This is a genomic window from Vibrio sp. M260121, assembly GCF_036533715.1.
Lineage (GTDB): Bacteria > Pseudomonadota > Gammaproteobacteria > Enterobacterales > Vibrionaceae > Vibrio.
The window spans coordinates 23,475-41,853 of record NZ_JATABF010000039.1 but is presented as its reverse complement, the minus strand read 5'-3'; the positions used below and the strand labels follow the sequence as shown (position 1 = coordinate 41,853).

Genomic DNA, 18,379 nt, shown 5'->3' with positions numbered 1-18,379 from the left:
ACTTCGTAATCTGGTGAAGGAATCAGTATGCGAAATGCAAACCACTTACTATAACAAATTAAATTGTTGCTGACTAATTAAACAGGGTTACGCTTTTAAATCTAGCATCAAAGCTAGCAGCTCCCTTTTCTCTTCGGCTGATAAACCGACACTTCTTGCTTTGGCCTGCAGGTTTTCAATTTGCTTTTCTACGCACTGGGCAATAATTTTATCCAGTGAGTCTAAAAATATTTCTTCTTGGTTGTCTTCATCGAGGGGAATATCCCAGCTCGCTAGACGAGACAGAAGGGTCTCATTTTGGCTATTTCGCCAATGCTCTAATAATTGGCCTGTGTTTATATGGGGATGTGCCTGGCATTTATCAAGTACATCAACAAATAAACTTAGTCCCGGTATTGATAATTCTCTTACCGAAGACAAATCAGGTACCATTTGAGCATAGCTCGGATTTTGAATAAGTAGAGCGATTACCTCGCGCATAGGAGTTCGTTTGATCTCTTTGTGCGGCTGAGGTCGAGTTTCGCTCGTCTTCTTACGCGGCTGGCGTAAGCGGTTATCAAAGCCCGTGCGTTCATCAAGCAGCTTTTCGAGTAACTCCTGAAAGTAGGGATCAGGTATCTTGTCGATTAAAGCACTCGCGTAGGCACGCAGTGCGGATTTACCTTCATTGTTGCCCAAGTTGATTTGGTGCAATTCAATCAGGTTATCGAAAAGATAGCTCGAAAGCGGTGTCGCTTGTTCAATTTGTTGTTCGAAGGCTTGTTTGCCGTATTTACGAACGTAGCTGTCTGGGTCTTCACCATCAGGCAAGAACAGGAACTTCAATGTGTTACCTGTTTTTAGGTATTGAAGTGCGTTCTCTAACGCGCGCCATGCGGCTTCTTTACCTGCTCGGTCACCGTCATAACAACACACTACGGTGTTGGTTTGTCGGAACAGCATTTGAATGTGGTCACCGGTCGTTGACGTGCCCAATGAAGCGACAGAGTAATCTACGTCATATTGCGCCAAAGCCACCACATCCATGTAACCTTCAACCACCAAAATTCGTGGTGGTTCACGATATGCTTGTAAAACTTCATAAAGGCCGTAAAGCTCTTTACCTTTATGGAAGATAGGCGTTTCTGGTGAGTTTAGGTATTTCGGAGTACCGTCGCCAAGTACACGACCACCAAATCCAATCACTCGACCACGACGATCACGAATCGGAAACATGATACGACCACGGAAGCGGTCATAACGGTTACCTTTGTCGTTCTCGATCAACATGCCGCCACTCACAAGCATCTCTTGGTTGTCTTTGTTCTGGCCGAAGTTCTTACGGACTAAATCCCATTCATCAGCCACATAGCCGATGCCAAACTTCTGTACGATTTCGCCAGATAGACCGCGATCTTTCAGGTACTCTATCGCCACTTTGCTTGCTGGCTGCTTGAGTTGGTTACGATAGAACTGAGCAATACTGCCCATCAAATCGTAAAGGCTGCGTTTTTCACTGCTGCTTGCTTGGGGGCCAGAGTTAAACTGACCACCGCCACCACTGCGTTGTTCGCGTGGAACATCCAAACCAAGGTAAGACGCCAGTTCTTCAATCGCTTCGACAAACTCTAAGCGCTCGAATTCCATGATGAAGTCGATGGCATTGCCGTGAACGCCGCAACCAAAACAGTGATAAAACTGTTTCTCTTGGCTAACGCTGAAAGAAGGGGTCTTTTCGTTATGGAAGGGGCAGCAAGCACCGTAGTTTTTGCCTTTTTTCTTAAGTTTTACGCGCGCGTCGATGATATCGACAATATCGAGTCGAGCTAGGAGGTCATCAATAAAACTGCGAGGGATGTGTCCAGCCATAAAACCTAACAAAAAAAGAAAATCATGATTGGTGTGAATGGGTTACAGAGAAAAGCATGTGTACGGCTTTTTTGTTATTCCATTCTGCCAGATACAAACAAGCCGTGCGTTCCAAAGGATAGCACGGCTTGCTGCAATCGGGTGGGGTATTAAGCCAATTTAGCGCGAACTAGACCGCTTACTTTACCCATATCTGCACGCCCTTGAATTTGCGGTTTCAGAACGCCCATTACTTTGCCCATGTCTTGCATGCCAGCTGCACCAGATTCCGCAATTGCATTCTCGATAAGAGCTGCAACTTCTTCGTCTGTCAGTGGTTGAGGCATAAAGTCCTCAAGAACCGTAATTTCAGCTTGTTCCGCATCAGCTAGATCTTGACGACCCGCTGCTTCAAATTGCGTTACAGAATCGCGACGTTGTTTAACCATCTTAGTCAATACCGCAAGAATGTCGTCGTCGCCCAGAGTGATCTGTTCGTCAACTTCACGTTGCTTAATTGCTGATAGAGCTAAACGAATAGTACCAAGGCGCAATTTGTCCTTGGCTTTCATCGCTAATTTTTGCTCTTCTTTGAGTTTATCAATCAGAGCCATAACTAAATTCCTTTCCGGAGCTCAGTTATTAGTACAGGCGAACGCGACGAGCGTTTTCGCGAGCTAGCTTCTTAGCGTGACGCTTTTGAGCTGCTGCTTTAGCGCGTTTGCGAACTGTAGTTGGTTTTTCGTAGTGCTCACGACGACGCACTTCAGAAAGGATACCTGCTTTTTCGCAAGAGCGCTTGAAACGACGTAGAGCAACGTCGAACGGTTCGTTTTCACGTACTTTAACTACTGGCATATGCCTTTCACCTCAGGGGTTATTCGTTAACGCTGGAATTTAATGAACCAAATCACAATTGTTTGGTCAGTTACCAGCTTGATCAAAAATGGTGCGGAATTTTAATCCGATCAACACTGCTTTGTAAAGCCTTTTATCGCTTATTGTCTGTACAAAATTTGTTTGAAGCACCAAGGCAGGGTAATATGACGCCCAAATTTCCTCTATATAGAAAGCATACTGAGAAAACCATGCGCATTATTGGTATTGAAACCTCTTGTGACGAGACTGGCATCGCGATTTATGACGATGAAAAAGGTCTGCTATCACACAAGCTTTACAGCCAAGTAAAACTTCACGCAGATTACGGCGGCGTGGTGCCTGAGTTGGCTTCACGTGACCATGTTAAGAAAACCATCCCTCTTATTAAAGAGGCACTGAAAGAAGCAAATCTGACTTCTAAAGACATTGACGGTGTAGCATACACGGCAGGTCCAGGTTTGGTGGGCGCACTCCTTGTTGGTGCTACCATCGGTCGCAGTATTGCTTACGCTTGGGGTGTACCAGCGGTGCCTGTTCACCACATGGAAGGTCACCTACTGGCGCCTATGCTAGAAGATAACCCACCACCGTTCCCATTTGTGGCGGTATTGGTATCGGGTGGTCACTCAATGATGGTGGAAGTAAAAGGCATCGGCGAGTACAAAATCCTAGGCGAATCAATTGACGATGCGGCGGGTGAGGCATTCGATAAGACGGCGAAGCTCATGGGCTTAGATTACCCAGGTGGTCCGCTGCTTTCTAAGCTGGCTGAAAAAGGCACGCCGGGTCGCTTCAAATTCCCACGTCCAATGACGAATGTACCGGGCTTGGACATGAGTTTCTCTGGTCTAAAAACCTTTACGGCTAACACGATTGCTGCCAACGGTGATGACGAGCAAACACGTGCTGATATCGCTTTAGCATTCGAAGAAGCCGTGTGTGCTACGCTGGCTATCAAATGTAAGCGGGCACTTGAGCAAACGGGTATGAAACGCATTGTTATTGCTGGTGGTGTAAGTGCGAACCGTCGTCTGCGATCAGAGCTTGAGAAGCTGGCGAAGAAAGTTGGCGGCGAAGTTTACTACCCACGCACTGAGTTTTGTACCGATAACGGTGCGATGATTGCTTACGCAGGTATGCAACGTTTGAAGAACGGTGAAGTGGCTGATATGTCGGTTGAAGCGCGCCCACGTTGGCCGATCGATCAACTAACGCCAATCGCGTAATCAAACTTTCGCTTAAGGTTTGAAATAGATTTACGAAGATAAAGGTCTCTGCTCATCAGAGGCCTTTATTTTTAGATATCTAATTGAAAGGCTTTGTGTAATTGATGGTAAGAGCCTGACTGATGCGAGCAGTTTTATATCGTTTCAGTGATAGGATGGTTCTCAAAAATAATAGATGGATATAACAATGAACAAGTTTGAAATTGAAGGCCAGCAACTTGCTTACTTAGATAAGGGTGAAGGCCCTGTGCTTCTGTTTGGTCACAGCTACCTTTGGGATTGCCAAATGTGGGCACCACAAATTGAAGTGTTGAGCCAATCTTACCGCTGTATCGTGCCAGACCTTTGGGCACACGGTGAGTCGGATGCTGCACCCGCTTCAACACGATCTTTGGTGGATTACGCACAGCACATGTTGGCGTTGATGGAGTATCTGGAGATCGAGCAGTTCTCTATTGTTGGTTTGTCTGTTGGCGGTATGTGGGGTGCAGAGCTGACTTCTCAAGCTCCTCAACGTGTGAAGTCATTGGTGTTGATGGATACCTTCATTGGGCTTGAGCCTGAAGTGACGCACAAGAAGTACTTTGCGATGTTAGATACGATTAGCCAAGTGCAAGCCGTGCCAGCGCCAATTATTGAGGCCGTCACTCCATTGTTTTTTGCCAATAATGCCGAGCAAGTGAACCCTGAGTTAGTGGATTCATTCAAACAAAGTCTGGAAGCTCTGCAAGGTGAGCGTGCAGTCGAAGTTGCTCGTATTGGACGCATGGTGTTTGGCCGTCGTGATGTGATTGAAGATTCTGAGATGTTCGCACTGCCAACGTTGATTGCGGTCGGTCGTGAGGATAAGCCACGCCCTGTTTTTGAATCTTACTTAATGAATGACTGCATCACTGGCAGTGAGTTGGTGGAGATCCCTGAAGCAGGCCACATTAGTTCGCTAGAGCAGCCAGAGTTCGTCAATCAAATGCTGTTAGACTTTCTAAACAAAGTGCACGCATAGTTCTGCGTTCGAAAGCTTAAAACTAAAAACTCGGCATCAAGTCGAGTTTTTTTCTATCAGTTTCTTTTCGCCAATTTTAGGCTCTTCGCCGGACAATAAACGGCGGATATTTTGGTGATGCTTAAATACAATCAAGCAGCACAGCATGGCAACGGGCAGAGTGTATTGGGGTTTGAACATCCAAGTATAAAAAGGAGTAACCAGAACCGTCACCAATGCCGCCAAGGAAGAGTAGCGGAATAAAGCCGCAACAGAGAGCCAAGTGAGCATCACCAACCCAGTTAAATCCAAACCAATCGGCGCAATTGCGCCCAGTGCCGTTGCAACGCCTTTGCCACCTTTAAAGTGAAAGAAGATCGGATACATATGGCCAAGACAGGCTGCAATAGCGATGACGCCAAGGATGATAGGGTCGATACCAAGGAAGTAACTGCCCCAAACAGGTATGGTGCCTTTGAGCATATCGCAGAGCAATACTGCGACCGCCGCGCCTTTTCCGCCAATGCGTAACACATTGGTTGCACCTGGGTTATTGGACCCCACTTTACGCGGGTCTGGCAGCCTTAATAAACGACAAATCAGCACCGCACTGGAGATCGAACCCAGCAAATAGGCGGCCATTGTCATTATCAGTGCCAGTGCGTCCATAGAAGTCCTTGATGGATTGGAATTTAATGCTCAGTTCCTGAGTAGTTGCTATCATACCGCGATTCGGCTGTGAGCAAAAATACTCTCTGCGATAGAGCTTGCATTATGGGATTTCTTGTATATAAAGAGTCTTCGCAGTTTATACCCAAGTGACTTTTACCGCCAATTGACGCGCTTAAAGGTCTCTATAGGTTACTTGGGTATAGAATAGTACGATCAAATTGCCCAAATCGGGTATCCGACCTCTGAAATAGAAGGACATAAGATGGCTCTGGATAAAGTTTTTATTGAACAGTTAGAAGTAATCACCACCATCGGCGTTTACGATTGGGAACAGCAAATTAAGCAGAAGCTGGTTCTGGACATCGAAATGGCGCACGACAATAAGCCGGCGGGCAAGAGTGATGATGTTCAAGATGCGTTGGATTACTCACAAGTGAGCGAAGCGGTGTTAAATCACATCGAAAATGGTCGCTTCTTGTTAGTAGAACGCGTAGCAGAAGAAGTCGCAGAGCTTATCATGCAACGTTTCTCTGTTCCTTGGGTGAAGATCCGTTTAGCGAAACCAGGTGCTGTACCTCAAGCACGCGCTGTTGGCGTTGTGATTGAGCGAGGTCAGGCATGATCAAAACGTATATCGGTGTAGGGACCAATATTGACCGAGAACATCACGCACTTGTGGCTTATCAAGAGCTGCAAAAGCTTGGATGTGATCTGAGTGTTTCGCCGATATACGAATGCGAGCCAATCGGCTTTAGCAGCCAAAACTTCTACAACTTCGTGATTAGTTTTTCCACGGAGTTATCACTCGAAGAGTTGAGTCACCGCTTACGCGAGATTGAATTTCAGTGGGGGCGTGAAGAAAACGCGCAGAAGTATCAGGATCGAACTTTAGATCTCGATATAGTCTTGTTTGGTGAGTGTATTTCGCAGCAAAAACCTGAGCTACCTCGCAGTGATATCTACAAATATCCTTTTGTAACAAAGCCCCTGTATGATCTCGAACCTCAATTGGTGATCCCCGGCGATGGCAGAACAATCGCAGATATTTGGCGGGCGATACAGCCCGTCGATTCACTCAAACCAGTTTCCTTTTCACTTTAATCTTGAGTAGTTTACATGAGTTACTTTGAAGCCTTTATTCTGGCTCTGATTCAGGGTCTGACAGAGTTTTTGCCAATTTCCAGCTCTGCTCACTTGATCCTGCCTTCAGCCATTCTTGGTTGGGAAGACCAAGGCTTGGCATTTGATGTTGCCGTTCACGTTGGTACGCTAATGGCGGTGGTGATCTATTTCCGTCAAGAAGTGATCACGCTTTTCCAAGCACTGTTTGCCTCGATCTTTAAAGGTGATCGCAGCAAAGAAGCTAAACTGGCATGGATGATCGTGATTGCAACGATCCCGGCGTGTGTATTTGGCCTACTGATGAAAGACATCATCGAAGTTTACCTGCGCAGTGCTTACGTGATTGCAACCACCACGATCATCTTTGGTCTGCTGCTTTGGTGGGTAGATAAGAATGCGGAGCTAGTGGCGGATGAGTACCAAACTGGCTGGAAGAAAGCCCTGTTCATTGGTATTGCTCAAGCGTTGGCGATGATTCCTGGCACGTCACGCTCTGGTGCAACAATTACTGCTGCTCTTTACCTAGGCTTCACTCGTGAAGCGGCCGCGCGTTTCTCGTTCCTAATGTCTATCCCAATCATTACCTTAGCGGGTGGCTACCTAGGTATGAAGTTGGTGACAAGCGGTGAACCAGTACACATTGGCTTCCTGCTAACGGGTATTGTGACGTCATTTATCAGTGCCTACATCTGTATTCACTTCTTCTTGAAGATGATTTCACGCATGGGCATGACACCATTCGTAATTTACCGTCTAATTCTAGGTTTTGGCCTGTTTGCGTTCTTGCTAATGGCTTAAGTCTAATCCGAATGAAAACGCCCGCTTGGTTAAGCGGGCGTTTTTGTTTGACTCTCTTTTCTTTTGAATCGCTTACTTACCTAATGCAGCTTTAACCGCTTCTGCACGACGTTTCTCTTGCTCATCACGAATTGCAGGGCCTTTGAAACCGTTTTTGATAATGGCTTGCACATCAACCGATGCCGCGGCTTGATAAGCGCGCATAAACAGTTCTGCTTGCGGGTACGGTTGGTCTTCTAGCCCCTTTCGGCCTGCATGATCGGCTTGGCAGCAAATTAAGATATCTTGTAGACGCTCAGCCTTGCGCCACACATCAAACTTGTTGAGGATCTTGATAATGGTTTGAGGCTTGAGCTCAGCTGCTCGATGTATGTTAGAGTGCTGCTCGCACACCATTAGGGCTAAGTCACGAAACTCATTAGGTACGCGTACACGGTCGCACAGCTTTTTAATCAGTTTTAATCCTGTATGACAATGCATTTTATGACTTGGCCATTCGCTTTCTGGCGTGACGCCTTTCCCTAAATCATGTACTTGCGCAGCAAATCGAACGGGTAGTGAATCACTCAGCTTCGCTGCCTGCTGTGCCACCATTAAGGTGTGAATGCCCGTGTCGATTTCCGGATGCCATTTTTCTGGTTGAGGTACACCAAATAGCGCATCAATTTCTGGCAAGACAACGGCTAATGCTCCGCAATCTCTTAAAACGGATAAAAACACGTCTGGTCGGGAGGTAGAAAGCGACTTATGCCATTCTTGCCAAACGCGTTCTGGCGTTAGCGTGCTTAGCTCGCCGGATTCGGCCATATCGCGCATCAGCAGCATGGTTTCCTCTGCGACACTAAAACCCAAGTTAGCTAACTTAGCCGCGAAGCGAGCAACACGCAAAACACGCAGAGGGTCTTCAACAAAAGCTTGCGAGACATGACGAAGTACTTTTGCATCGATATCTTTTTGGCCGCCATATGGGTCATACAAGTTACCATCTTCATCCATCGCCATGGCGTTGATAGTGAGATCGCGACGGATGAGGTCTTCCTCTAGTGTGACGCTTTGATCAAAGAAACATTCAAAGCCAGTGTAACCTGCGCCAGATTTTCTTTCGGTTCGTGCAAGGGCGTGCTCTTCTTTAGTTTTGGGATGAAGAAATACAGGAAAGTCTTTCCCGACAGCCGTGTAGCCTTGGCTTTGCATCATTTCTGGTGTCGAGCCGACGACCACCCAATCTTTGTCATAACTGTCGATTCCGAGCAAATGATCTCGAACTGCACCACCAACTAAATAAACTTGCACGGATTACCTCTTAATTTATGGATATGACGTTGGACATTGTAGCAAGCAATGGTACTTTTCTTCACATCTAAAAGAACTTAGCGCTTTGTTTAAGTCTAATAAGGAATATCCCGATTTGATTGCGGGTGGGTTTTAGCTGGAGATCCTAATGTATAAGGACTTTTTCGGGTTTGTTGAACTGCCATTTTCGATTGTTCCAAACTCGCGTTATCTATATCTGAGCCAACGTCATAAAGAGGCGATTACGCACCTTCAGGCGGGGTTAGGCGATGGTGGTGGTTTTGCCATGCTGACAGGCGAGGTAGGGACAGGTAAAACCACGGTCGCAAAAGCCATGCTGGCGAACCTAGACGAGAACACCAAAGCGGGGTTGATCCTCAATCCAACGTTCTCAAGTCGAGACTTACTCGAAGCTGTTTGTGATGAATTCAAAGTCACCTATCCGCAAGATGCGACACTAAAGCAGCTTAACCAAGTGATTCATGAGTACTTGTTGAATAATCACAAGTCAGGTTGGACAACGTTATTGGTTATCGATGAGGCTCAGCACTTGGCAGCCGATGTGCTTGAGCAATTACGTCTGTTAACTAACTTAGAAACGGATACGCGTAAACTGCTTAAAGTGCTTTTGGTGGGGCAGCCTGAATTACAGCGCTTGTTGCAAACTACGCAACTGCGTCAACTTGCTCAGCGCATTACTGGCCGTTATCACTTACTGCCATTGGATGAGAAAGAAACCGCAGACTACATCACGTTCCGTTTGCATACCGCTGGTGGTGATAAGCAGTTGTTTGACCGCAGTTCTACCAAATTGATTGCTAAATACAGTCACGGTATCCCACGTCTGATTAACCTGATTTGCGATAAATCCCTGAACATGAGCTATTACAAAGGCAATGTGGTCGTGGATAAGCAAACTGTTCATCAAGCGTGTGAAGAGGTAATGCAGTTCCAAGCAGAGATTTATCAGCAAGACAAATCCATTCGCCGCAGTTTTGAGTGGCCGACATGGGGTTCGGCTGCCATCGGTGTTTGCGCTGCTGTCGGTATTGGTTGGGCTGTGATGCAGCAAATGCCTTTAAAATCGACGGTGAGCACTTCGCCTGTTGAAGTCGTTCAAACCACAGTACCTCAAATCGCTGCACCTGTAGTGAATGAGCAATTGACCAATGAGCAACGCAACATGTTGCTAGAACAAAAACAATCGAATCTAGCGGTGAATGAACTGTACAAGCTTTGGGGGTATCGAGCTTCGGTACGTGACAACTTGTGTTTATCGGAGCCTCAATCGACCATGCGTTGTGAACGTAAAATGGCGACATGGCCATTGCTGGTACAACAAAACCGTCCGGTGATTTTAGAGCTCAACTACCAAGGCCAAGTGGGTTATGTGATCCTTTACGCGATTGGTGACAACAAAGTCGAAGTACTCAACGGTAGCCAACGCCTTCGTTTGCCTGTGTCATGGCTCAAGCCGTTATGGCAAGGCAACATCATCGAACTTTGGCAAGCGCCGCTTAAAGATACTCTGCGCTTAGATATGGAAGGACCTGCGATTGACGTGCTTGACCAGTTATTAGCACAAGCTGTGAACGAGCAACCACTTGGCAGTGACATTTACGATGGCGCACTGAAAGAGCGAGTCGAGTTGTTCCAGCGTTGGCAAGGAATCGGTGTTGATGGAATTGCAGGTAAACACACCTTAGAACGTTTGCAGCAGAGCGTTCAAATTGATGCTCCACAGCTAAAGCAGATAAATGAGGAGGACGCATAATGTCAGTCATGAAGCATGTTGGACTCTTCCTGTTACCAATCAGTGTTACTGCGGTTGGGGCAGCTTGGTACTTGGACCTGTTTGCTCAAGAGGCACCAGTACCCGTGGTCGTAGAGAAAGCACAAGCGCTAGCTAAGCCAGTAACGCCAACGGTGAAAGCAAAATTTGAAAGTTTGAATTATCCCGACGAACCACAATTGGCGCAGTTGGAACGAGAGTGGCCTACCGCTGAGCTATCGCAAGATTACGGTACTTTTGTCGATCAAAACTATGTGGCTAACAACGCAATTCCTGGGGAGCAGGATCTTTTTGAACCTTCACAACAAACGGTGAAAACCAGCCCGAGCATGCAGAGTAATGATGACCTTGGTTTATCGCTCGATGATCTCGATTTGTCCTCGTTGTCGCCAGATTTGGCGCTGAAAGTTGAAAGTGCTTTATCAAACAATGATCAACCGTCACTAAATAGCTCTTCATCTGTCGGTGAGCTGGAGCGTGAAGCTCGCCAGTGGCATGGTCGCTTGCCAGCACTGAACTTACAGACGCACATGTATTCAAGTGATGCAAACCGTCGTTGGGTGAAGATCAATAATGTCGAGTACCATCAAGGTGATGTCGTTGATGGACAAGTCACGCTAAAAGAGATCCAACCGCAAGCAGTAATCGTCGAATTCCAAGGGGAACAAATCCGCATACCTGCGCTGTATGAATGGAAAGGGTAATAGTCCCGCTTGATTCTATTCCAAATCCAATTAGCCAGTGAGCTTTGCCGCTGGCTTTTTTGTAGCCCCAACTTGGATTGGCTTATCGATTCTCATGATGCCAACGAGAAGGGGATCAACGCATTAGGCGGGCTTAGAGAGCGAACATCATAGAGCATCATTGAACCGAGACAACAAAAAAGCCAGTCGAGTACGACTGGCTTTTCTTTATCTATCCAGCTGAAGGCAATTATGCCCAACCTGCTGGCGATTTCTTTCTGCGAGGAATTAGGTGTGGCAGCACCAAACCAAATAGCAGACCAAGACCTGCAACACCACCACCGTAAGTGAAGTACTTCAGTAGCATGTCGTCTTTTTGCGTGTCTAGCTTCGCGCGAAGTTCGCGGTTTTCCGTTTCAACAGAAGTAAGCTGGTCGCTGATTTCAGAGTATTTCTTCTCTAGGTCAGAAATCTGTTGGTTGCGTGTTTCTAGTGATGTCACTAGACCCGCTTTTTCGGTGTCTGAGTTCTGGCGCGCGTTTGCAAGTTGAGATTTCACTTCTTTCAGCTCTTTCTCAATGCGAGGCATACGAATAGCCATGCTTTCTTGGTTCGTAACAAACTTGCTTTGCACCCAGCCTGTACGGCCACGAGCGTCACGGATTTGTGTGTAACCCGTGTCTTTGTTTGTTTGAAGAAGTTGTACTTTAGAGCCTGCGTTAACACTGCCCATAATGCGGTAAGTGTTGTTTGGACCAGAGTGCATAAAAGTGAATAGGTCATCAGAAATATAACGGTCTGCCGCTAGTGCCGCTGGCGCTGCTAGCAAAGTAAACAAAACCGTGATGATTAGTTTTTTCACAGTAAATCCCTTAACGATTTTCTTGGATACAGCTTTGGCACCGAATTATTGGAGCCGGAAATAGACGAATATTATGCAGTTTCAAACTTCGGTGCAACAAAGAAGGGAGGCAAAGCCTCCCTTTCTGTGCGTTTGAGTCAATAATGACAAAGCGCTTACATTGTATTGACGGTGCTTACTCTTACGAGAACATCGCTTGGATGCCGTAGAAGAATACTACTGCCAATAGTGCGCCTGCTGGTAGCGTAACGATCCAAGATGCAACGATGTTACGAACCACGCCTAGGTTAAGTGCTGCGATACCGCGAGCAAAACCTACACCTAGAACCGCACCTACTAGAGTTTGAGTAGTAGAGATAGGTAGACCAGTACCTGATGCTAGAACTACTGTACATGCTGTTGCTAGCTGAGCTGCAAAGCCACGGCTTGGTGTTAGTTCAGTAATACCAGTACCAACGGTAGCCATAACTTTATGACCTAGCGTTGCTAGACCAACTACGATACCAAAACCACCTAGAGGAAGAATCCACCATGCGATTGTGCTTTTCGCTGTAACTTCACCCATGTGTTCAACCGTTGAAACAACGGCAGACAGTGGACCGATCGCGTTAGCTACGTCGTTTGAACCGTGTGCGAATGCCATTGCACACGCTGTGATAACCATTAGTACGCTGAAGATGCCTTCTACGCCAGCAAAGCTGCGGTCTTCTTCGCGGTTCGCGAATTTCTTCTGAATGTAGAAGTAACCACCTGCCATTACTGCAGCAGAGACGATTGCTGCCCACATCCACGCTTCACCATTACTTAGGTGAAGGCCAACGTGTTTCAGACCTTTCTTAATCGTTACAAGCGCAATCACCATAGTCGTGATGAACATGTACACTGGAACGAAACGTTTCGCGTTGAATAGTGGGTTCTCAGTATCAAAGATCAGACGCTGTGCGCTGACAAAGATAACGTAAGCAAAGAAGCCTGAGATAACCGGAGTAATAATCCAGCTACCGACAATCCCTTGAACACTGCTCCAGTCAACTGCTTCTGTACCTACAGACACACACGCAAAACCGATGATTGCACCGATGATTGAGTGAGTCGTTGATACAGGCCAGCCCATGTAAGAAGCAAGTAGAAGCCAAGTACCAGCCGCAAGAAGCGCTGACATCATGCCGTAGACAAGAATGTCAGGTTGGCTAGCAAATAGAGATGTTTCGATAACACCTTTACGGATAGTGTCGGTTACTTCACCGCCTGCAAGATATGCACCCGCAAATTCAAAGATCATTGCAATAATGATCGCTTGTTTAACGGTAAGCGCTTTTGAGCCAACAGATGTACCCATAGCATTAGCAACGTCGTTCGCGCCAATACCAATCGCCATCATGAAACCAAAAATCGCTGCAACAATAATCAGGACAGTGCCGTAGTTCGCAAGGATATCCATCGTAATACCTAGTTGTTTTATAACAAGCGGAGCAAAATTTTGCGCGCGTCAGCCCATAAGACGGTGAAAATAGTCATCGTCCATCTGACACGCGTTAGTAATGCTCTTCGTTATGTCGTTAACTTATGTTTTAAGATCGAGATAGCATGACTTCCAAACGAGCACCTACGCGCTGCGCTTGGTCGGCAATACCACCTACCCATTCAAGAATCTTGTACAAGAACATGACATCGATAGGATTCATGTCAGCTTCAATCGCCATCAGTTGTTGGCGAAGTTCAATCTGCATTGCATCGGTGTCATCTTCAATTACGTCCAACTGATGAATCATTTCAGCAACGAGCGTTACTTCACGGCCTTTGAAGCCGGTCTCTAGAAGTTCATCAAGTTCGTTGATCACTTTTTGCGCCTGATCAGCCGCATCAAGACAACGTTGAACGTATGCGAGGAAGTTTGGTTGGAGAGCCTCAGGAATGACAAGTTGTCGACCATATACACGGCCAGCAATGTCTTTTGCCAGGTTAGCAAGTTTGTCTTGTTGAGTTAGAAGCTCAAGCATGTCAGTACGATCGACTGGCATAAACAAACCGCGAGGCAGTTTTAGACGGATTTCACGTTTCAGCACGTCCGCTTCTTTCTCTAGGTGAGAAATCTGAGCACGAATTTCAGCTGCTTTTTCCCAGTCACCCTTTGAAGAAACTTCAAAGAACTTAACCAGGTGTGAACAACATTCGTTGACACACACAACGTGGCGCTGCAAAGGCTTAATTGGGGACTTTGCAAATAACCCCATAATTGTATTTACTGGCATGGTCATTCAACCTAATAACTATAACCTTAAAAAAACATACACCATTTCTTGGCGAAATGTTGAACGATGGCTATAAAGGCGCGCATGTTAACGCATTAAATCGCTCATTAAAACTGTTTTAGATCATCATTCGGGTGATATTTCTTTCTTGCCGTGTGAGAAATTAGGCAATATCCTGTTTCTATCTGCTTTGAAAGGTATAGCTATGGAAACCGAGATAGAACTGAAGTTTTTTGTTTCTCCTGAATTTTCAGAAACTTTAAGAGCTAAAATTTCCGAAACAAAAGTACTTCAGCACAGTAGTCGTGACTTAGGTAACACCTACTTTGATACCGCTGATAAATGGTTAAGAAAGCACGACATTGGTTTAAGAATTCGCCGTTTTGATGATGTTTTTGTCCAGACTGTAAAAACAGCAGGACGCGTTGTTGCTGGCCTTCATCAAAGACCAGAATACAATGCCGAGCACACCAGTAATGAGCCGGACCTCACGCTTCACCCTTCTGATATCTGGCCAGCAGGTAAAGATATCGCAACACTGCAAGCGGAGCTGACGCCTCTATTCTCTACCAACTTCACACGTGAACAGTGGCTGATTGGTATGCCTGATGGCAGCCAAATCGAAGTCGCGTTCGACCAAGGTGCCGTGATTGCCCAAGGTGAAGACGGAGAAGAAAAGCAAGATCCTATCTGTGAAGTGGAACTTGAACTCAAATCTGGTCAAACAGATGCACTGTTTACCCTTGCTCGCAGCCTATGTGAAGCGGGTGGTATGCGTCTAGGCAACTTAAGCAAAGCGGCCAAAGGCTACCGTTTGGCAAGTGGCTATACGGGTGATGAAGTGAAGCCGCTGGCATTGGTCGACAGCAGCAAAAACGACACCGTGGAATACTGCCTAATTAACTCATTAGAGCATGCGTTAGCACACTGGCATTACCATGAGCAAATCTATGCAGAGCGTGATTGTGTCGAATCACTAAGAGAAATCGTCAACGCAATTCGCTTTATCCGCCAAACGTTCACTATCTTTGGCAGCATGGTACCGCGCCGAGCAAGTGCGATTCTGCGCCAAGAAATGAAATGGTTGGAAGAAGAGCTTGAATGGCTCGATGAGCACGCACACTTAGAAGAGCTACTGGACGATAAAGGCAACGTGCTGCGTAAGCTGGATGCACGTAAGTTCCTTGTTTCTGAGTTAACTCAACAACTGGGCGAGCTACCAAGCCGTGAAGAAGTGCTAGAGCTGCTAAGTTCTGCTCGCTACACTGGTTTGCTATTGGATTTGAGCCGTTGGATCTTAACGCGTGGCTGGCAGCCATTCCTTGATGACAAAGCGCGTGAAAAGATGTCGAGTAACATCCAACCGTTCTCGGTGAAGCAACTGGATCGCACATGGGCTGAGTTGATGGAAGCTTTTCCTGCTGAGCGTGATTTGTCAGCACAAGAATATGTCGATCAACGTTACCGTCTGCTGCGTAATCTTTACACTGGTATTGGCTTCGCGAGTTTGTACGATGCAGAAGAGCGCACCAGCTTCCGTCTACCTTGGGCGGATTTAGTGCATGGTATTGACGACCTGCTCATGCTTAACCATTTGCTGCCATTAGTTGGCATGCTAGAAGGGGAAGAGCAAGAACAGTTAGAGCGTTGGCTACATCGCCAAGAGCGCTCCATCTTGCACGCGATGGATCAGACTCGCGCTATCAGCGTGGAAGTCGAGCCCTACTGGCAAGAATAGGATGACTACAAAAAAATAGGACCTTCAAGGTCCTATTTTTTTGTCTGTTGTTTCTGTTTATTGAGTTCGTCTTCGATGGATTGGAGTCTATCTAGGATCTGCTCCTGCCTATCCAATACTTGTTCCAACAGCTTCTCTTTATTCTTCGAACGGTTATCTTGCTGACGAGTGGGAGCGGTCAGGAACGAGGTGATTAAACCTGAAATCATACCGAAGATACCAACACCGCATATGATGATCAGCACGGCAAGCAGCTTACCTCCCGTCGTCACTGGATAATGGTCACCATAACCAACGGTCGAAATAGTAACAAAGGCCCACCACAATGCGTCTGTTCCCGTCTGAATGTTGGCATCAGGATTTTGCCCCTCAATAAACAGCATCGCACTAGAACCTAAAGTAATCAGTACCACCATTAACAACAGAATGGACGCTAATGTGGTTTCACGACGGTTTTGCTTGAGCTGGAAAAGAATGAACTTGGAAGAGCGTAGTACCAGAATGACGCGCAAGATATGGAATAAGCGAGCGAAGCGCAAAGGCTCAATCATTGGGATGCTCGCCACAAAATCGATCCAGTGGTGCTTAAGAAACAACTTACGATCTGTGGCTCGGATCAAATCTATAGTGAGCTGCAGTATAAAAATACTACAGATTATAAAATCCAGACCGATAAAGACTTGACGGGTTTCGTGATCAAGCGGGAAAAACAACAGGCCAGAGATCACAAATAGTGCCATGAAGGACAAGATTAGTGATAGCAACCCCATCGGTTTAGTGCTGTCTTTGATATCATAGTTTTTCATACGAAGCTCGAAATAAATCGCGCAACCAGAACCAAGCGCGAGCATAACTATAAGTAAGATAAAGACTATATAAGACTCGGTGGAGAACTGACAATGGAAAAGCTGGCATTTAAGCCGTGGGAAAGGGTGATATCCGACATCAAGCTCGTTCCGAAAATGGTCATGTTGATGGTATTCAGTACCATCCTGATTGTGGCAAAACAATTATGGGACGCGAGCACGTTCTATAACTCATTATTAGCGGCAACACAGAACGAGCAAGTTGCCCAACGACATTACGAAGCTTACCTAACGCAAGTGGCGTGGCAAACCGCGATACTCATTGTTGTGTTTGTGGTGCTATTGCTCGCCGCTGCTCGTGTCATGCTGCGTCAAACACAGTATTTGAATGATGCAATCAAGTTGATGGCAAGCAAAAACCTATCCGTCCCATTCGGCATGGATTGTAAAGATGAATATGGCGATGTTGCGCGTGAGCTAGAGAAAACCCGTCGTCAGCTGCATGATGTGATTCAAATGCAGATCAATGCTTCTGATGAGCTTTCTACGCTAACGGAAGTGATGACGCTCAGCATGTCAGAAACCAAAGAGTCAGCCCAAGAAGAGTTCAACGAGATCGATCAGCTAGCAACCGCAATGAGCGAGATGTCATCGACGGTTCAAACGGTTGCAGACCATGCTCAAACTGCCTCGAGCTTAACTGAGCAAGCTTCAACACAAGCGGTGACAGGTCAGCAATTCCTACAGAAAACCGTGTCTAAGATGAGCGAACTGTCATCGGATATCGCTTCTTCGGCAAGTGCCGTTAACCAAGTAGAAGAACGTGTTGATGCCATCGGCAGCGTAGTTGGCACCATCCAAGGCATTTCTGAGCAAACCAACTTGCTTGCTCTGAATGCGGCAATTGAAGCGGCACGGGCGGGTGAAGCAGGCCGTGGCTTTGCAGTTGTGGCTGATGAAGTTCGCAACCTTGCTCAACGCACGCAGCAAGCAACGGTAGAAATTCAAGAGATGATCACTCAGCTTCAAGCGAGCGCAACCTCAGCGGTAGAGTTGATGGAGAAGAGTGTGGTTGAGGCGGCAGAAGGCGTTGAGCTGGTTTCAAATGCTGGCACTGAGCTTGACGGCATTGTTGGTCAAGTCACGCAAATTAACGACATGAACTTCCAGATTGCAACGGCATCAGGTCAGCAAAGCAGCGTCGCAGAAGAAATGAGCCAGAACTTAACTAATGTTCGTGAGCTTGTGGAAGCATCGGTCGTGGTGGTCAGCGAGTTGCTAGAGACCTCCGAGATGATGCAAAACAATGCAGAAGAGCTCGACAAGAAGATTAAATCTTTCGAAGTCTAGTTTCAGTAAGCTTTGATAAAACGCCCACAAACCTTTTGTGGGCGTTTTTATTTATACCAACTCTGGTATAAAAGAGTGTATACCTCTCAAACCACAG

18 protein-coding genes are annotated in these 18,379 nt (G+C 46.5%); 9 read left to right on the top strand and 9 right to left on the bottom strand.

The genetic code is table 11. The features are described 5' to 3' along the window. Nucleotides 1-87: 87 nt before the first annotated feature. The 3 genes from dnaG to rpsU form a co-directional block, all read right to left on the bottom strand. Entirely contained in the window at nt 88-1,848 is a 1,761-nt protein-coding gene (dnaG, locus tag QTO06_RS18885) for a DNA primase (RefSeq protein ID WP_331409355.1), read from the bottom strand. A gap of 149 nt (nt 1,849-1,997) precedes the next feature. Beyond that, complete coding sequence (locus QTO06_RS18880; protein ID WP_020193982.1) at nt 1,998-2,441, bottom strand: GatB/YqeY domain-containing protein; 444 nt, start codon at nt 2,439-2,441, stop codon at nt 1,998-2,000. A gap of 28 nt (nt 2,442-2,469) precedes the next feature. Further along, nucleotides 2,470-2,685 carry a 30S ribosomal protein S21 gene (gene rpsU, locus QTO06_RS18875; RefSeq protein ID WP_001145625.1) on the bottom strand — a complete coding sequence of 72 codons (216 nt, stop codon included), beginning with the start codon at nt 2,683-2,685 and terminating at the stop codon, nt 2,470-2,472. A gap of 230 nt (nt 2,686-2,915) precedes the next feature. On the opposite strand from rpsU, the gene tsaD reads away from it, so the two are divergent. Beyond that, nucleotides 2,916-3,932 (top strand): tRNA (adenosine(37)-N6)-threonylcarbamoyltransferase complex transferase subunit TsaD, encoded by a 1,017-nt coding sequence (gene tsaD, locus QTO06_RS18870; RefSeq protein WP_331409369.1) that lies wholly within the window; start codon nt 2,916-2,918, stop codon nt 3,930-3,932. Between the two features lie 187 nt (nt 3,933-4,119). Beyond that, entirely contained in the window at nt 4,120-4,935 is an 816-nt protein-coding gene (locus tag QTO06_RS18865; protein WP_331409353.1) for an alpha/beta fold hydrolase, read from the top strand. Between the two features lie 36 nt (nt 4,936-4,971). On the opposite strand, the gene plsY is transcribed toward QTO06_RS18865, so the two are convergent. After that, nucleotides 4,972-5,583 carry a glycerol-3-phosphate 1-O-acyltransferase PlsY gene (gene plsY, locus QTO06_RS18860; protein ID WP_331409352.1) on the bottom strand — a complete coding sequence of 204 codons (612 nt, stop codon included), beginning with the start codon at nt 5,581-5,583 and terminating at the stop codon, nt 4,972-4,974. Nucleotides 5,584-5,848: 265 nt separating this feature from the next. On the opposite strand from plsY, the gene folB reads away from it, so the two are divergent. From folB to QTO06_RS18845, 3 genes are read left to right on the top strand one after another with little or no spacing between them, the layout of a single operon-like run. After that, nucleotides 5,849-6,208 (top strand): bifunctional dihydroneopterin aldolase/7,8-dihydroneopterin epimerase, encoded by a 360-nt coding sequence (gene folB, locus QTO06_RS18855; protein WP_005436044.1) that lies wholly within the window; start codon nt 5,849-5,851, stop codon nt 6,206-6,208. Then, entirely contained in the window at nt 6,205-6,687 is a 483-nt protein-coding gene (folK, locus tag QTO06_RS18850) for a 2-amino-4-hydroxy-6-hydroxymethyldihydropteridine diphosphokinase (RefSeq protein ID WP_331409351.1), read from the top strand. Before folB ends, folK begins: the two co-directional genes overlap by 4 nt. 15 nt (nt 6,688-6,702) lie before the next feature. Then, nucleotides 6,703-7,506: an undecaprenyl-diphosphate phosphatase gene (locus QTO06_RS18845; RefSeq protein WP_009707763.1), complete on the top strand. Its 804-nt coding sequence runs from the start codon at nt 6,703-6,705 to the stop codon at nt 7,504-7,506. Between the two features lie 72 nt (nt 7,507-7,578). On the opposite strand, the gene QTO06_RS18840 is transcribed toward QTO06_RS18845, so the two are convergent. Then, on the bottom strand, nt 7,579-8,799 hold the full coding sequence (locus tag QTO06_RS18840; protein WP_331409349.1) for a multifunctional CCA addition/repair protein: 1,221 nt from the start codon (nt 8,797-8,799) through the stop codon (nt 7,579-7,581). Between the two features lie 148 nt (nt 8,800-8,947). Here QTO06_RS18840 and QTO06_RS18835 point away from each other — a divergent pair, with 148 nt between their 5' ends. Further along, complete coding sequence (locus tag QTO06_RS18835) at nt 8,948-10,573, top strand: ExeA family protein (protein WP_331409348.1); 1,626 nt, start codon at nt 8,948-8,950, stop codon at nt 10,571-10,573. Further along, nucleotides 10,573-11,295, top strand: a complete 723-nt coding sequence (locus QTO06_RS18830) for a general secretion pathway protein GspB (protein ID WP_331409347.1) — start codon at nt 10,573-10,575, stop codon at nt 11,293-11,295. Before QTO06_RS18835 ends, QTO06_RS18830 begins: the two co-directional genes overlap by 1 nt. A gap of 229 nt (nt 11,296-11,524) precedes the next feature. Here QTO06_RS18830 and QTO06_RS18825 read toward each other — a convergent pair whose 3' ends face one another. The 3 genes from QTO06_RS18825 to QTO06_RS18815 all read right to left on the bottom strand — a co-directional run bounded on the left by QTO06_RS18825 (nt 11,525) and on the right by QTO06_RS18815 (nt 14,388). Then, nucleotides 11,525-12,136, bottom strand: a complete 612-nt coding sequence (locus QTO06_RS18825; protein ID WP_045416399.1) for a TIGR04211 family SH3 domain-containing protein — start codon at nt 12,134-12,136, stop codon at nt 11,525-11,527. A gap of 181 nt (nt 12,137-12,317) precedes the next feature. Further along, complete coding sequence (locus QTO06_RS18820; RefSeq protein WP_005431976.1) at nt 12,318-13,577, bottom strand: inorganic phosphate transporter; 1,260 nt, start codon at nt 13,575-13,577, stop codon at nt 12,318-12,320. A 130-nt stretch (nt 13,578-13,707) separates the two neighbouring features. Continuing rightward, the gene (locus QTO06_RS18815) at nt 13,708-14,388 is read right to left on the bottom strand and encodes a TIGR00153 family protein (RefSeq protein WP_005431974.1); all 681 of its coding nucleotides are present in this window, start codon (nt 14,386-14,388) and stop codon (nt 13,708-13,710) included. Nucleotides 14,389-14,593: 205 nt separating this feature from the next. Between QTO06_RS18815 and QTO06_RS18810 the strand changes: the two genes are divergently transcribed. Beyond that, the gene (locus QTO06_RS18810; RefSeq protein WP_039842411.1) at nt 14,594-16,126 is read left to right on the top strand and encodes a CYTH and CHAD domain-containing protein; all 1,533 of its coding nucleotides are present in this window, start codon (nt 14,594-14,596) and stop codon (nt 16,124-16,126) included. 32 nt (nt 16,127-16,158) lie between these two features. Here QTO06_RS18810 and QTO06_RS18805 read toward each other — a convergent pair whose 3' ends face one another. Beyond that, nucleotides 16,159-16,977 (bottom strand): potassium channel family protein, encoded by an 819-nt coding sequence (locus QTO06_RS18805; protein ID WP_331409346.1) that lies wholly within the window; start codon nt 16,975-16,977, stop codon nt 16,159-16,161. Nucleotides 16,978-17,025: 48 nt separating this feature from the next. Here QTO06_RS18805 and QTO06_RS18800 point away from each other — a divergent pair, with 48 nt between their 5' ends. After that, the gene (locus tag QTO06_RS18800; protein ID WP_331409345.1) at nt 17,026-18,282 is read left to right on the top strand and encodes a methyl-accepting chemotaxis protein; all 1,257 of its coding nucleotides are present in this window, start codon (nt 17,026-17,028) and stop codon (nt 18,280-18,282) included. The last annotated feature ends 97 nt before the right edge of the window (nt 18,283-18,379 follow it).